The sequence below is a fragment of the Paenibacillus riograndensis SBR5 genome (assembly GCF_000981585.1).
Taxonomy (GTDB): Bacteria; Bacillota; Bacilli; order Paenibacillales; family Paenibacillaceae; genus Paenibacillus_AQ; species Paenibacillus_AQ riograndensis.
Window position 1 is genome coordinate 5,764,010 of record NZ_LN831776.1, and the last position, 15,082, is coordinate 5,779,091.

Below are 15,082 nucleotides of genomic sequence, written 5' to 3' on the forward strand. Positions count from 1 at the left end.
CGTGCAGCAGATTCCATTTTCCCGCTGATTTAGGGATCATCTATTGTATAAAGTACAATAGAATGTCGGCTAGCCCAGTCTGAGCTTCAAGTCGTTCGAGCAGGGACAGCTTCCAGACCTGTTTCCCTTCTTCATTGTACGATAGAGTGTTGCGCACAGACTCTATTCCATTGAATGGTGAATCGGCGGCATCGTGGTCCAGAATATCATTATATTTACCTAAGGTAAGCAGATCTGAAACTCCGTAATAATCAATTATTGCACTCACTTCGTCCGTCTGTTCACTATAAAGGCCGTTATCATATTCTCCTATGGTAAGACCGGTCATTAATGAAAGGTGTCCGCCGGAGGAATCCCCCCATACCGCGACCCTGTTCAGATCAATCCCGTATTCTCCAGCATGTTTACGCATAAACAGGATCGCACATTTGACGTCCTCTACAGCGGCTGGGAATTTTGTGATGCCGGTGTCCCTGATTTCAACGCTTGCTATCACATTTCCCTTTGCTGCTGTATGGCAAAAATAATCCGGGTTCCTTCCGGTATTTCATTGGCTGCCGCTGTCCGATCCACTTTAAGACACTCCTTAAAAATGTAAGAAATTCGCTGTATTCAATCAAATTTCTTCATTATATTATAATATAGACATTTCTTGCTAGGAGGGGAAAAGATGGCCCATATTCACTATGCTGAATCCAACACCACGCATGCCGGCAATTTTGTTATTGATGTTCCCGTGGGCTATCACTGGCTCCTTGTGATCACCAAGACTCCGGCGCAATTCTGGGTAAATGGCGGGCTCAAGGAATACCCTGCTCACAGCGCAATCCTCTATCGCCCATTGCAGAAAGTCTATTACCGGGCCTGCACCGATCGTTTTATCAATGACTGGGTCCGCTTCGAGTCCGATGAACCTTATATTTCCGAATCCCCCCTTCCGCTCGGCGTTCCCTTTGCCCTAAGTGACCCGGACTTCTGCCACAAACTGTTTGAACTGCTTGTCATCGAACATCATTTTAACCGGGATTGCAAAGAATCTTCCATCGACTATTTGCTCCGGACGCTGTTCAACAAGCTATGGGAATCCTACTTCCATGATGATATTACGCCTCAATACTACAAATTACTGAAACTGCGCACCGTTATTCAAAACAACCCCGGCGAATACTGGACGGTTTCAAAAATGGCGGATTCTCTTGGAATCAGCCCGGGCTATCTACAGAACATCTACAAAAAAACATTTGGAATTTCCTGCATGGATGATGTCATCAACAGCCGGATTCGTATGGCCAAAGAATACTTGATTCACAACGCCCAAAGCATAGCTGAAGTCGCTTCCCGGTGCGGATATCAAAACGTGGAACACTTCTGCAGGCAATTCAAAAAACTGACCGGATATACACCGAGAAACTTTCAGAAGCATATAAAAGGTTAATGTTCCATTTGGGCAGCACCGCTTACTTGAAAAACTGCTGCACAAGAAACTTCATGATCTCACCCGGCTGTTGTCTGGAAAACTCGGCCCGATCGGCGAATAGCATCCCATACGGCGCTTCAGGGGTGTAGGGCTCCCATCGAGGCAATTCTTCTCCTGTCGAGTCCTGGCCGTTCGGGTCTCCAGAACGGATGAAATTGGCCCAATAATTGCACATCTGACGGGCCAAATCATAATGCTTACCGACAAACGGTCTCCAGCATTTGGCAAGTGTCTCAAAGAAAAACCAGAGATCCACCGAGTGGAAGGTGCCGGGGTTGTCCCAGCCAGGTATTTCAGCATCGAAATTATAATAGTACAGCGGGGTTTCGCCGCCGGTGCCGGCATTGGCCTGCGCAGCTATGCGAATCGCATATTCTATTCCGCTCACCGAAGCTCTTTTCCTGGCTTCCTCCATATTGTCCGCCCGAACGCCGCAAAGCTCCAGAAATGCAGCAGCATCACCGCCGAACATGCCGACGGCCATCTTTTTGAAGTCGTCAAATGTCTCAGCATCCGGGACACTAAAAAACTCGGAGGAGGTATGACCGAACATTACCGGCACCTTCCAGCGCTTGTTTTGCAGGAACAAATCAAAAGAATTGCCTACGCTGAACACCTGATCTGTGACAGTACCCCAGAATCCCCCATACTCCACCGCCTTGTCCCGAAGATAGACCGCATCCAGCTGCCGGGCTTCCGCAAGTGAGGATACACCCAGTTCATTAAAAAACGCGATCCCATCCTGTTCAGCTTCTGCCAAATGGCTCCGAAGCGCCGGCATGAGCGTTCCCGGGTAAAGCTTCGTAAAGATCCCGCTTTCAACAATCGCCCTCTGAAAGAGGCCTTCGTTCTGAGGCGAAGTGAGCTGGCTCATGACGCTTCCGCCGCCGGCGGACTGTCCGCCGATGGTGATGTTGTCCGGGTCGCCGCCGAATGCTGCAATATTGCGCTTGACCCATCTTGTTGCCGCCTGCTGATCGAGGTTGCCAAAGTTAGCCGGTGCATCCGGCGCTTCCGCCGTTATTTCGGGATGGCATAAAAATCCGAAGACATTCAGGCGATAGTTGATCGTGACCACCACGATGCCCCGGCGGGCAATGCGTTCGCCGTCGAATTCCATTTCGGCCGGATGGCCTACCTGCAGGCCCCCGCCAAAATACCATACATATACCGGAAGTTTCTCATCTATACGTTTGGCCGGTGTCCATACATTCAGGTAAAGGCAATCCTCGCTCATGGCGATATCCGGTTCCACAGCCCATTCCCGGGTATAGATGTTGTTGTCGTCGAGCTCTTGTCTTACCTGCATTGCAATCGGCGCGAACTCGTATGCTTGCAGCACTCCCTCCCAGTCACTTGCCGGCTGCGGGGCACGCCAACGGTTTTGGCCCGTGGGCGGAGCAGCGAAGGGTATCCCTTTGAAGCTCGTAATCCGCGGGTCGGCTGCCGGCAGCCCCTTGACCGTCCCATTTTCCACTTTTACAACTCTTAGCATGGTATCGTCTCCTTTGACAGGTGTATAAATTGGCGTACATTTAAATCCATGGATTACGCTCTTTACATTTAGCAATCGCTTTCAAACGCGTTTGAAGCAATATTAAATGTATTTCTATAACAATCTTTATCCTTACAATAAAAATTGTAATTTACACCCCTGTCTAAAACAATGATCTAAGCAGAAATATAATTGATGTATTCTAATATTACCTGGAGAACGACTCCCACCAATAGTACGGCAACTCCAAGTGGAAAAAGGGGCACTACTTCAGCTCATTTCGCCATTGGACGAGGAATATCAGCCCTTCACCCCGCCGACAGTCATCCCCTGAACAAAATATCTCTGCAGGAACGGATAGACCATCAGAATCGGAACACTGGCAATAATCGTCATCGTTGCCCGCAGCGAAGTAGGCGTAACCCTAACCGTATTTTCCGCAGATTGGTAGGCTTCCACCGCTCCTGCCGTTGCAGAGGTGTTGGTGGTCTGCAAAATTTTCATCAATTCATACTGCAGCGTGCTTAATTTGATATTCGAGGAATTGTACAGGAATACATCAAACCAGGAATTCCATTGTCCCACAGCCACGAACAAGGATACGGTCGCCATGGCTGGAATCGTTAGCGGCAATACGACGCGGATAAAGGTAGTAAATTCTCCGGCTCCGTCAATCCGGGCCGATTCCAGAATGCCTTCGGGGAGGCCTTCAATAAAAGAGCGGATGACAATCATGTTGAACACCCCGATCACCCCGGGAACAATATAGACCCAGAAGGAATCCGTCAAACCCAAATTACGGATAAGCAGATACCCGGGGATCAGGCCTCCGCTGAAATACATGGTGAACACGAAGAACAGGGTGACAAATTTGCGGAGCACAAACTCCTGGCGGCTGACAGTGAAAGCCAGCATTGCCGTACAGAAGACGGAAACCGCAGTTCCCATCACGGTGCGCAGAAGTGAAATTAAGGTCGCATGGTAAATATCTGATTCCCCGAAGATATATTTATAATTGTTCAAGGTCCACATCCGGGGCCACAAATAAATGCCGCCTCTCACGGCATCGTTGGCGTCGTTAAGAGAAACGGCGATCATATTAATGAAAGGGTACATGGTGACGATCATCAGACACACCATAAAAATGATATTGCATATATCAAATATCCGGTCCCCCAGACTGGAATTGCGCAAGCGGGACGCTTTTCCGGATTGCATGACTAAGACCTCCTTTTAGAATAATCTGCTTTCTCCCATTCTCTTGGCAATATGATTAGCGGAGAAAAGGAAGATGAAGCTGACTACGGTTTTAAATATGCCTGCCGCTGTCCCCAAGGAAAAGTTGCCCATCCCCAAACCATACTTCAGCACAAAAATATCCAGGTTTTCTGAATACTCCAAGTTCATCCCGTTGCCCAGCAAATATTGCGGCTCAAATCCGGATTCAAGAATATTGCCCAAATTCATAATCAGCAGGATGATGATAACCGGCTTGAGTCCGGGAAGCGTAATATTAAGCATCCGCTGAAAGCGGCTCGCTCCGTCGATTTCAGCCGCCTCATATTGGGAAGGGTCGATCGAAGTAATGGCCGCCAAATAGATAATGGTGTTCCAGCCTACATCTTTCCATACCTGGGTCACACCGAGAATCCCCCAAAAATAATTTCCTTTCCCCATCCACAGCTCCGGTTTATCCAGGAGATGCAGCTTCGTCAGCAGCAGATTAATGATGCCGTCCGGCGATAACACGGTCAGCACAATACTGGACGCTACAACCCAGGAGATAAAGTGCGGCAAATAGCTGACGGTCTGAACCACACGTTTAAAAATAAGATTTTTCAGCTCATTCAGCAAAAGGGCCAGCGTGATCGCTGTAACGAATCCCAGCACCAATTGAATCGTACTCATCACTAAGGTGTTTCGCAGCACCCGATAAAAGGTACTGTCCTCAAACAGAATCCTAAAGTGCTTCAGCCCCGCCCATTCCTGCTCCGAGTAGCTTCTGGCCGGCTTATAATTCTGAAAGGCCATGGTCCAGCCCCAAAGGGGAAGATATTTAAACACGAAGGCCCAAATTACGAAAGGAATACACATAAAAGCCAGTGTCTTCTGCTGGATAAGGCGTTTGAAGAATAAATGGGTTTGATTCATTCCCGTACCGCTGGCTTGCGGGTCCGAGTTTCGAGAATATAATGGTTTCTCCACTTGCATTAACTCCCTTCCGGCTCCTTACAGAATAAACCTCGGGGCCGAAAGCCTCTCGACATCCGACCCCGGGTATCTAACAACCGTTCACAATCATTGCATTACCATTTGCCTGCGACGCGGTCCTGTACCTTTTTCGTAATGAAATCCTCATACGTTTTCTTATCCAGCTTGTTGAACTGGTTCATGTAGTCGTCCCAATTCTTGCTGAAATTGGCCGGTGTATCCAGAATCATCGAAGGCAGATGGTTCCGCTGGAGATCATCTGCTTTGGTGATAAACATCTGTTCAGGTGATCCTTGTTCAAGGGCGATGGACCAGGCAGGAAACCATGGACGCTCATCCGGATTACTGAATAGCTCACTGAAGGTCTTCACACCGTATGCTGCAAGGAGCTGCTTGTCACCACCCGTATATCCGAAGGTTGCCACCTCCGGCTGGCTGCCGGGACCATAGGCGTTTCCGTCCTGCAGAACGGAGCTGTTTCCGTAACGCGGCCAGCTGTAATTGAAGTAGTCGAAGCCGAATTTCATGCTCTTTTCAGGATCTTCGTGGATTTGGCGTTGTTCATCGTTGGCATACGTGAAGCGGCCGTTCTCGTCAACAGCATAGCTTTGGTCCTTGATGCCCCATTGAACCAGGATCTGATTTTCCTCTTTCAGCAGGTTATCGAAGTACTTAATAATACGGACCGGATCTTTGGCTTTCACGGTGATGCCAACCCCGTAGTTGTTGACAAATCCAGGCGGGTCAATATACTGATCCTTGATTCCTTTGTCAAATACGATAGGCAGCGCAACATAGCGCTTATCATCGTCACCGGCTTTCTTTAGATTGTTGGTCGCATCCCCAACCTGCCAGGAATAGCTGAAATAACCGAGGACGCGTCCGGAGGTCAGCTTCGCTAGATACTGGTCTCTGTTCATGGTAAAGGACTCCGGGTCGACCAGGCCCTGGGCATTAGCCTCATTCAGCTTTTGTATCCATCTCTTCTGATATTCAGAGCCCGCCACCAGCTTGGCCTCATGGGTCTTCATGTCCACCATGGTGCCACCGTCGTTAGGAGAGCCTGCCAAGTGCATAGCCGGATTCTGGAGGGTAAAGAAGCTTCCCTGTTCACCGGCAAAGGTAGCAAAACCGATGGTATCCTTGCCGTCTACCTGCGGGTGCTTTTCCTTGTACTGCTTGATCAGATCAAAATATTCATCCAGTGTGGTGATTTTAGGGTAGTTGAACTCCTTCAATACAGAGCGCTGAATATAGAACCCCGTCTGGAAATTAGGCTCAGAAAGGTAGCCGATATTGGCCCCGTACGGGAAAAAGTACAGTTTGCCGTCCTTCTGTCTGAATTTCTCATAGTAAGGGCCGTATACCCGCTTGATGTTGGGTCCATACTTTTCAATCAGATCATCCAGCGGAATGAAAGCCCCTGCGTCCATAAGCTTGGCCATCTGGCCACTGGAATCGATAATATCAGGGTAATCTCCGCTGGCAATCATGACTCCTGCCTTAGTGTCGCCATCTCCCACCAGATATTCAATGTTCCAGTCAACACCGGTTTGTTTCTGCAGTTCTTTCCCAATAGTGGTTTCACTGCCCAGAACCTGCTTCTTCGGCCCGCCAAAGCTGAAATACTTGTAGGTAACAGGAGAGGTATCCCCGCTTCCGGATGCGGAGTTCCCCTTAGCTGCCGGACTGTTCGACGCACCGTCAGACGTGTTGCTGCCATTGCCGCAGCCTCCTAAAGCTGCAGCCAAGACGAGTGCCAATCCAGCGGTTAGAATTTTGCCTTTAAACATTTGGACTTCATCCCCCTTTAGATTTCTTAAATCACCTTCAGTCTTGTAAGCTCTTTCAATATAACAAGAAACCGCTTTCTTGATTACCCGGCAAACTATACCTTGTACTTTGAAATGCATATCCATCCCGCCGGCATTTAAGGCGCCGCTTCCAGCAGCGGGAGAGAAATCTCAATATAGGTTCCCGTCCCTTCCCGGGCATCCATCGCAAACATAAAGCGGTCCTGAAAGCAAAGCTTCAGACGGTAATATGCATTTTTCATGCCGACCCGCTCGCCGATGTCGTCATTCTCTTCCAGATACCCCTTGAGCTCCTCCAGCTTCTCCGGGGACATGCCGATCCCGTTATCCTCCAGCCTGAAGATAAGCCTATCCCTCTGCACGGCGACTGAGATCACGATAATCCCTTTATCCGGGCTCGATTCGATACCATGGATACTGGCGTTCTCCACGAAGGGCAGCAGAACCATTTTGGGAATCCGGTGCTCAAGTGCTGCAGGGTCAGCGACGATACTGTATTCCAGCTTGTCACCGAAGCGGTATTGCTGAATCGTAAGAAAGCTTTCAATCAGCTCCAGCTCCTCGCGGACAGTAACATAGTTATGGCTCCAGGAGACCGATTTGCGGAACATTTTCGCCATATGCTGAATGATCTTCGCCGTTTCTTTTTCCCCCTTGATGAGGCTTCGCATGCGGACCGATTCCAGGGAATTGAACAGGAAGTGGGGATTGATCTGGCTGTGCAGGGCATGAAGCTGCGCCTGCTGCTGCTTCAGCTCCAGATTCTTCTTCTGGATATCTGCCAGATAGACTTCATTAATCAGACTGTTGACCGTCTCGGTCATCCGGTTGAATTCGATGGTCAGCTGGCCGATTTCGTCTCTGGCCTCTTCGTGGGGAATCGTCTGGAAATTTTGCGCCTTCACCTTTTTCATATGCTTGAGAATCCGTACCAGCCGCACGTGGATTGACCTCGACATGGCCGCGATGATGATCGAAGGCAGCACAAAGTTGATGCAAGCCAGCCAAATGACGAAAGAACGCGACTTCCGGACCTCCTTCAGCACGTTTTCCTCATCAATGACACCCTCCAGTGTCCATCCCTCCAGATAATTAATTCCGCTGTAAACATTCTTGAATGCAAGAAAGTTTTTGGGATAGCTGATCTCCTTAAAAGGAACACCTTCCGGCAGCTTCGCCGTATCGTTCCCGTACTGCACTCTCCCCTGGGGGTCCACCAAATAGACCATGCCATTAAATGCACTTCCAAAAAAGATCTGGTGAATCCGCTCCATGTTCAAGTCTATTTTGACGAGCTGCTCGATGCCGCTGGTGTGGTAATTGTTTAATTTTTGAATCAGACTGAACTTCTGCTCAGAATAGATAAAGGTCGGATAACGGGAGGAAGAGGCCTTGGACTGTGTATACCAGCCGGTATCGCGGAGCTTGTCGGTTAACCGGTCAATATAGCCGGAGGCCAATACGGTGGGATTATCCGTATACACCTGATACCAGCGGACCCCCTGCACATTTTGATCGGCAAGAGCCCCCCTCAGGTAGGAATTGAAGGTTTCCACATAGTCCTTTTCGCTGGTAAATTTGCGGGTAATGGTTTTGTTGAAAATGGAGTCGCCATACAGGGAGTAAGCAAGGCCAACCCCTTGGTCGATAGTTACCCGCAGTTCGTTTTTCAGATTGTCTAACGCCATGTCCGCATCGCGGATCTTTTGATTCCGCAGATTGGAAGTGGTCACGTTATAGAACACAACATTGGTCAGCACTATGGGAATAAATACCGACAGCACGTACATCAGCAGCAGCTTGTCGCGCAGCTTCAAATAGTTCAGGAATTTTTTCATAGAACCGCCCCGCTATTCTTTGTCCATTAGCATGTTCCGGTATTCAGACGGCGTTATCTGTTCCAGCTTTTCGAACTGGGTCACGAAATAATCGGCATTCTGAAAACCGACTCTGCCTGCAATTTCATACATTCTCAGGTCGCTTTGCCGCAGCAGCTTTTTGGCTTCCTGTATCCTAAGCTCCAGGAGATAATCGTTGAAATAGACGCCGTAAGTTTTGCGGAACAGCCGTCCCAGATATACAGCATTCATATAGAACTCGGCTGCTATGCTCTTAAGGCTGATATTCTCGCGGTAGCGGGTATCGATATATCGTTTGACCAGCTTGATCCCTCCCAGGCAATACTCCTTGCGGAGCCGGGCAATATATTCTGCCGCTTCTTGTATCGCCCGCAGGAAATGCTCCTGCAGCATTTGCAGATTCCAAGGCCCGTGTCCCCGTTCAGCCAGTTCCTTCAGCCGCAGGATTTCCTCATCATTGCCGTCCATCTCCTTCATTACGCCAATGATTCCCGTCATGCACCGGGAGAGGGAGCCGGCCACGGCTTGCGGGGTGAAACGCTGCTCATGGAACAACCGGAACATGCGGTTCACGGTTTCCAGGTAGTCCTTCTTGTTTCCCTCTTCCAGCTGCATGATCAGCTGGTTTGCGAGAACCGGACTCATATCAAATACATATAGGGGTTTATCTTTGATGTCCGAATACATAATGACTCCGGTGTTCTCGGCATACTTATGCCTGGCTGCTTCGTTAGCCTCCGCATACGAGCGGTGAACATGGTCCAGCGTGTCAACGGGATCGCCTGCATAGAGGCTCAAGCCCGTATCCAGCCGTTCCGATAGGGCCGCACGAAGCCGCTCCAAATGAAGCATAAGACCGCCGTGTCCGCCTGTGATCCCGTCCGTACAGAGCAGCATTCCGAAGGTCCCCGGCTGCTGCTCAAACACAGGAATGCCGGCACCTCCCTCTTCAAGGGAATGAAGCGCCTCCTGGAACTGCTTCACAGTGGCTGGCTTGTCCCGCCGGCCCGCATGAATCTCGGTCACAGCGTACAGGAAGCCGCTTTTTCCTTCCAGTCCCAGTGCTGCTGCATAAGGTTCCGCATCCTCCGCCTGAAGATTCTCCTGCACCAGCGCTTCCATGATGGCACTGGTTGTGAGATCCTCATTCGTCAGAGCGGCGATCCTCTTCCTGCCCATGGCATAGGACAGCTTCCGCAGCGCTGCGGTCATTTCCTCTTCATCAATGGGCTTCAGAATGTAGTCGTGAACACCATAGCGCAATGCCTGCTGGGCATACTTGAAGTCGTGGAAGCCGCTGATAATGATGAATATCAAATCTAAGCCGGCATGTTCGTTCACGCTGCGGATCAGATCCAGCCCGTCCAGAATAGGCATCCGGATATCTGTAATCACCAGGTCAGGCTCAAGCTGCGTGATCATGTCCAGCGCTTCCGCGCCATTGTTCGCCTCTCCCACGATGCTCAATTTGAGCGATTCCCACGGGATTAATTCCAGCAGTCCTTTGCGGACAAATACCTCATCGTCTACCAGCAATACTTTGAACACGACTTAAGTCCCCTTTCTGACAAAAAAATATTCCGCCGGTGGTTCCCCGCCGGCGGAACTTGAATAGTTTTTTATTGTATTATATTAAGTGTCCGCGATAGTATCTTTGTAAGTTATCGTTAATATATTGCGTGAATTCCGATATTTCCGTAAAAAAAATCTTGGCCTGTAAACGCACTAGGTAAGCTGCTGATTTACAAGCCAAGATAAAATTCATTTATGGTACTACATATTCTTACTGGACAGGCACAGTAATACTGGTTTCAGCTTCATAAGTAGTTTCGCTGACAGTGCTTCTGCCGTTCCCAAGTGCAGCTACAAAGGTTGTCACACTTTGGGCAGGAAGCTGGGCGGTAAAGGAGTTGTTCGACACATTAATAGATGCGCTGGCGGCAACTTTTCTGCTGGCGTCCGTGATCCAGGTGGATACGCTTGATGCAGTCCCATTCTGCAGGACAAAGTTTTGGCTTACGGCTGAAGTGCCTCTGTTAATGGCAACAATGACAACCTTGTTGTCGCCTTTGTATGCCGAGGTGTAGACGTTGGTGTTGGGATTCTTCGTGGCGTCAACTCTTACATATCCCGGACGGATAAATTTGGAGAACTGGGCCATGCTGTCCCCGCGCTTGCTGATTGTCCCATCCTCATTCATCGGACCGTATTGTCTGCGGATGTACCACCATACATAGGCCTGGAAATCTGCCTCTGCCATAGCATTGTGCATATGATAAGCAACATCCAGGGCCTCAGGCCAGCGGTTGGCAGAGTTGTTGTCACTGTTGGGATAGTACACTTCTGTCATCCAGAGCTCTTTCCCTGCCCCTTTTTGCTTAAACAGCGGATACGGAAAGTTGCTGAACGAAGTGCCGTAAGTGTGCGCACCCAGAATATCCATATTCGCTAGAGCCTGTGTATCATTCAGGATAGGGTCAGACATATTCTTCATGTAAGAGAACGACTCGGGTGCTATAACCCTGCAGTTAATAGAACCGGCATTATTTTTCATAAAATTAAGCATTTCCGCCGGCGTCCACCAGGTCCAGGTATGTGCATAATCCGGTTCATTTTGTACAGAAATCGCATATAGATTCACACCATTATTCTTCATGTACGTAACGAAATCGTTCAGATGCTGCGCATACGCGGCGTACTTATCGTACCTGAGCCGTTTGGCGGACGTGTCCCCATTGCGGTTGAAGGTCTCCGTCATACTGCTGGGAGGGTTCCAGGGTGAGGCGAAAACGATAGCTCCGTGTGCGATAGCAGATTTGGCAGTTTCTACTTCTCTGTACCAGTTATTTTTATTATCGTCCACATAGATCCGCAGGACAGAAAACCCTAACTGGTTCGGTCCATTGCCAAAAGCAGTTTCTCTTTGCGCTGCAGTCAAATCTCCAATCCAAGCCGGGAGGTTGATGCCGCCAAACCCGCGGATCACTTGTTTTTCTGCTGACAAATTAACGGTCACATCGCTTGCTGCTGAAGCCTTTGGAGGTGCGGGTACCAGCATTACCGACAGCACAGTAACACATGCCAATAATGTACACAGTGATTTTTTTACCCCTGAAATCATTCTTCTCATCTCCTCATAAAGTAATTTCCGCCAAAAACCTGCTCTTGTCACCTCCTGTCTGATCGAAGCGGCAGCTGTACCAAAAATAAGCTTGTCTATACTTCTTGCAGCACTTGCAAGCGCTTCCTTTTCCTGTATTATATTAAGTATCTGCTGAATAATCCTTGCAAATAAACAACATTATATTGCGTGGATACTTATAATTCCAAAAGATACAATAAAAAGGATTTGATATGATGAGTCTGGATCTAAACTATATTTTCGCCCCGATTAAAGAGGAATTGATTTGCTTTCATAAAGCAACAGATACGGAGCTTATCAACCCGGCTTTGCCTTATCACCGCCACGATGCCTATGAAATTTATTTGTTCCTAAGAGGCAATGCCTACATGTACCTTGAGCAGTCCTGCTACAGATTGGCCCCAGGCGATTTAATCATCATCAGTCCCAGCGAAATGCACCGGTGTATCTGTATCGACAATCAAATGTATGAACGAATCGGGCTGAATATCAAGAAGTCCGCCTTGCAGAGGCTTTCAAGTCATCGCTCCAATCTTTTATCCTGTTTCGAATCCCATCCCTTCGGGCAGAACAATCTGACCCGGCTCTCCCCGGACCAGATTGCGTTGTATTGCGGGCTCGCAGATAAATTGATCTCCTGCCTCCACTCGGAGGCATACGGACAGGATCTTCTGGCGGAATCCTATGTTACCCAGCTGCTTGTATTTATTAACTCCCTGTATCAGTCTTCCACATACAAATCGAATAATCTCATGCCCGAGCTGGTCAGCAATACGATGACCTATATCAAGGAGCATCTGGTCGAATCTATATCTTCTGAGCAGCTGGAGCAGGAGTTCCATTACAGCGGCAAATATATAAGCCAGCAATTCAGGGAGCATACCGGACTGACGATACGCTCCTATATTGTTGACAAGCGCATTTCACTGGCCATGAACCACCTGTCCGCCGGAAAAACCGTGGCCGAAGCCTGTGAGCTATCCGGGTTCAGCGACTATGCCAATTTTATAAGAAGCTTCAAAAAAATAGCCGGCATGCCCCCGGGAAAATATAAAGCCATAAAATGCTAACTAACGGCTACCTGACATCCGCCTCCCAGTAATCGCCAACCAGGCCTTCAATAATACTGCCGCTGGCCCAAGGCATCAGACAGAACCAGGTGCTTGCCGGGGAACCGTCGCTGTAGGTCTCCGTTAGCAGCCCTTCGGAATGGCAATATCTCTCGGACATCCATCCCTTTTTCCCGTGATCAAATTCCCTGTCATAACGGTTATAGGTCTGGCATCCCCAACCGATGGTATCGAGCATCCGCTGCCAGACGTAAGGATCTTTACGCTGCTGCACGAAATAATACAGCTCATCCACCAGGTTGCTTGACATTGGATGAATATGGGGATTAGCGACAGAGGTAACGCTTCCTCCGCAGCTGGACCAGCCCACGGTGCTGAGCGGCGGCACCTTCACCGGTGAATTGTAAGCGAACTTGAAGGTGAACTCGTAGCCGATCGCATCTCTCATATGATCAAGATACAGAGCATCGCCAGTGAGGGCGTGCAGATATCTGACTGCCTTGATGTATGCCAGAATCCCTTCGGAGTCCACTGCTTTATCCGCATCAAGCGGCGCTCCATAACATTCCATTCGTCTCACATAAGCTTCATAATAATGCTTCTCGCTGCGCTTCAGGCTGTCCAGATGCGTGCTGTCCCCGGTGAGCCAGCTGTAGTATGCCATAGCAGCCATGCACCATGTTCCGCTGAAGGAATCATATTCAAGCCCGGCACCGGTCCGCTCGGATAGGATGGACGGGTATTCATCATCCGAATTTTTGCTTTTCTCCAATACCAGGAGAACCTTCTTCACGAAAACCATCCAATCCCCGTGGAGGATATTATGAAGCCGTTTCTCAAACTCATAGGCCTTCATAATATAAAATAAAGCCTGCGCACACAGATAAGCGGAATGTCCAGGTGTGCGCATTCCGTCAAACCACCAGCCGTTAATGCTCCATTTCCCGTTCTGATACGCCTCATAAGGCAGCCCGGAAGCCGGGTTCAAGGAATTTTCGGCAATATTTTGAATACAGGAAAGCGCCTGGCAGCGCATAGGCTCGTCCCTGAGCCGCAGGGCAGCCATTAGAACCGGAACGGCCACAGGCAATCCGTCCGTCCAGCTGATCGAGATTATTTTATTGTACCGGTAACCGCCTGTTTCCTTGTCCTCATATACAAACGTTGAATAATTGCGTTCTTCCGGCAGCCATGCATATTGATAAATCGCCTGAGACAGATCGGCTGCAGCCGTCCGGAGATCACTGCCCGGTCTTGGAGGCTGATGATAGCGGGAATAGATTTCTTCAATTGCAGCATTGATGCCCAGCTCAGATTCAGCTTCGTACTCATACAAATCCAGTGTGAACTCTACAGACTCCGAAGCCGCCAGTTCAAAACAGTTCTCATCAAGAGGAGCCCGTTCCTTGACCAGACGCGATTTGATGAACAAAAGCGGAGCGTTCTCATACCCGAGTGTATACCCGACTGTTCCTTTGGCCAGTGAGCAGGTATACCCGCTGTATTGGTAGAATTCACCGGCCAGCTCCGGCTTCCATTGGGTTTTGTCCCCTTCCCTGCTTATAAAATACGGACTGGCGCAAAGGCCAAATATTTTGCCGTTGTCATATACAAGCGCCGCCGGATGTGACAGCCGGTCGCTTCGTACCATCCACCAAGGAGAGGAAGGGCGTGAGGGACTGCCTTCCCGCAATCTGGGGAACTCATTCGGAACATTCTGCGGAGCTTCCCCGCAGTTACGGGCATACATAAAAGCCGGCAGAAAAAAGCGCGGATTGGCCTTGGCAAACGGCAGCTCCACATGAATCACTCCCGACCACGTTGCGCCGCCTAGATTCGTTATCCGCACCATTGCCTGAAACGGCTGTTTGGCACTGCCTGTACCGCCTGTGATCTCTATGGATGCGTGTAGTCCATGCCCATTTAATCCGGTATATTCAGTATCTTCCTGAAATTTGCTTCTTGCAGTTATGATCAATTCCATATGCATATCCTCCAGTCTGGTGTATACCAT

General features: G+C 49.3%; 10 protein-coding genes and 1 pseudogene. 2 read left to right on the top strand and 9 right to left on the bottom strand.

Translation table 11 applies throughout. From position 1 onward, the window contains the following. Positions 1 to 40: 40 nt before the first annotated feature. A pseudogene (locus tag PRIO_RS24500) lies at positions 41 to 517 on the bottom strand (alpha/beta hydrolase fold domain-containing protein); the annotation flags it as partial. A gap of 153 nt (positions 518 to 670) precedes the next feature. Between PRIO_RS24500 and PRIO_RS24505 the strand changes: the two are divergent. Continuing rightward, the gene (locus PRIO_RS24505) at positions 671 to 1,435 is read left to right on the top strand and encodes a helix-turn-helix transcriptional regulator (RefSeq protein WP_020430115.1); all 765 of its coding nucleotides are present in this window, start codon (positions 671 to 673) and stop codon (positions 1,433 to 1,435) included. 22 nt (positions 1,436 to 1,457) lie between these two features. On the opposite strand, the gene PRIO_RS24510 is transcribed toward PRIO_RS24505, so the two are convergent. From PRIO_RS24510 to PRIO_RS24540, 7 genes are all read right to left on the bottom strand, one after another. Next, positions 1,458 to 2,972 (bottom strand): carboxylesterase/lipase family protein, encoded by a 1,515-nt coding sequence (locus tag PRIO_RS24510; RefSeq protein WP_046505116.1) that lies wholly within the window; start codon positions 2,970 to 2,972, stop codon positions 1,458 to 1,460. A 300-nt stretch (positions 2,973 to 3,272) separates the two neighbouring features. Beyond that, positions 3,273 to 4,190: a carbohydrate ABC transporter permease gene (locus PRIO_RS24515; protein WP_020430120.1), complete on the bottom strand. Its 918-nt coding sequence runs from the start codon at positions 4,188 to 4,190 to the stop codon at positions 3,273 to 3,275. 15 nt (positions 4,191 to 4,205) lie between these two features. Next, positions 4,206 to 5,123 carry an ABC transporter permease gene (locus PRIO_RS24520; RefSeq protein WP_081487240.1) on the bottom strand — a complete coding sequence of 306 codons (918 nt, stop codon included), beginning with the start codon at positions 5,121 to 5,123 and terminating at the stop codon, positions 4,206 to 4,208. Positions 5,124 to 5,278: 155 nt separating this feature from the next. Continuing rightward, positions 5,279 to 6,976, bottom strand: a complete 1,698-nt coding sequence (locus PRIO_RS24525) for an ABC transporter substrate-binding protein (protein ID WP_020430124.1) — start codon at positions 6,974 to 6,976, stop codon at positions 5,279 to 5,281. 137 nt (positions 6,977 to 7,113) lie between these two features. Next, entirely contained in the window at positions 7,114 to 8,835 is a 1,722-nt protein-coding gene (locus PRIO_RS24530; protein ID WP_046505120.1) for a sensor histidine kinase, read from the bottom strand. 12 nt (positions 8,836 to 8,847) lie between these two features. Further along, positions 8,848 to 10,404, bottom strand: a complete 1,557-nt coding sequence (locus PRIO_RS24535; protein ID WP_020430128.1) for a response regulator transcription factor — start codon at positions 10,402 to 10,404, stop codon at positions 8,848 to 8,850. Between the two features lie 235 nt (positions 10,405 to 10,639). Beyond that, positions 10,640 to 11,977, bottom strand: a complete 1,338-nt coding sequence (locus PRIO_RS24540) for a glucuronoarabinoxylan endo-1,4-beta-xylanase XynC (protein WP_046505123.1) — start codon at positions 11,975 to 11,977, stop codon at positions 10,640 to 10,642. Positions 11,978 to 12,210: 233 nt separating this feature from the next. Between PRIO_RS24540 and PRIO_RS24545 the strand changes: the two genes are divergently transcribed. Next, the gene (locus tag PRIO_RS24545) at positions 12,211 to 13,068 is read left to right on the top strand and encodes an AraC family transcriptional regulator (protein ID WP_020430130.1); all 858 of its coding nucleotides are present in this window, start codon (positions 12,211 to 12,213) and stop codon (positions 13,066 to 13,068) included. 7 nt (positions 13,069 to 13,075) lie between these two features. On the opposite strand, the gene PRIO_RS24550 is transcribed toward PRIO_RS24545, so the two are convergent. Next, a complete protein-coding gene (locus PRIO_RS24550; protein WP_046505126.1) occupies positions 13,076 to 15,052 on the bottom strand; it encodes a hypothetical protein in 1,977 nt (658 codons plus the stop codon). Positions 15,053 to 15,082: the final 30 nt, after the last annotated feature.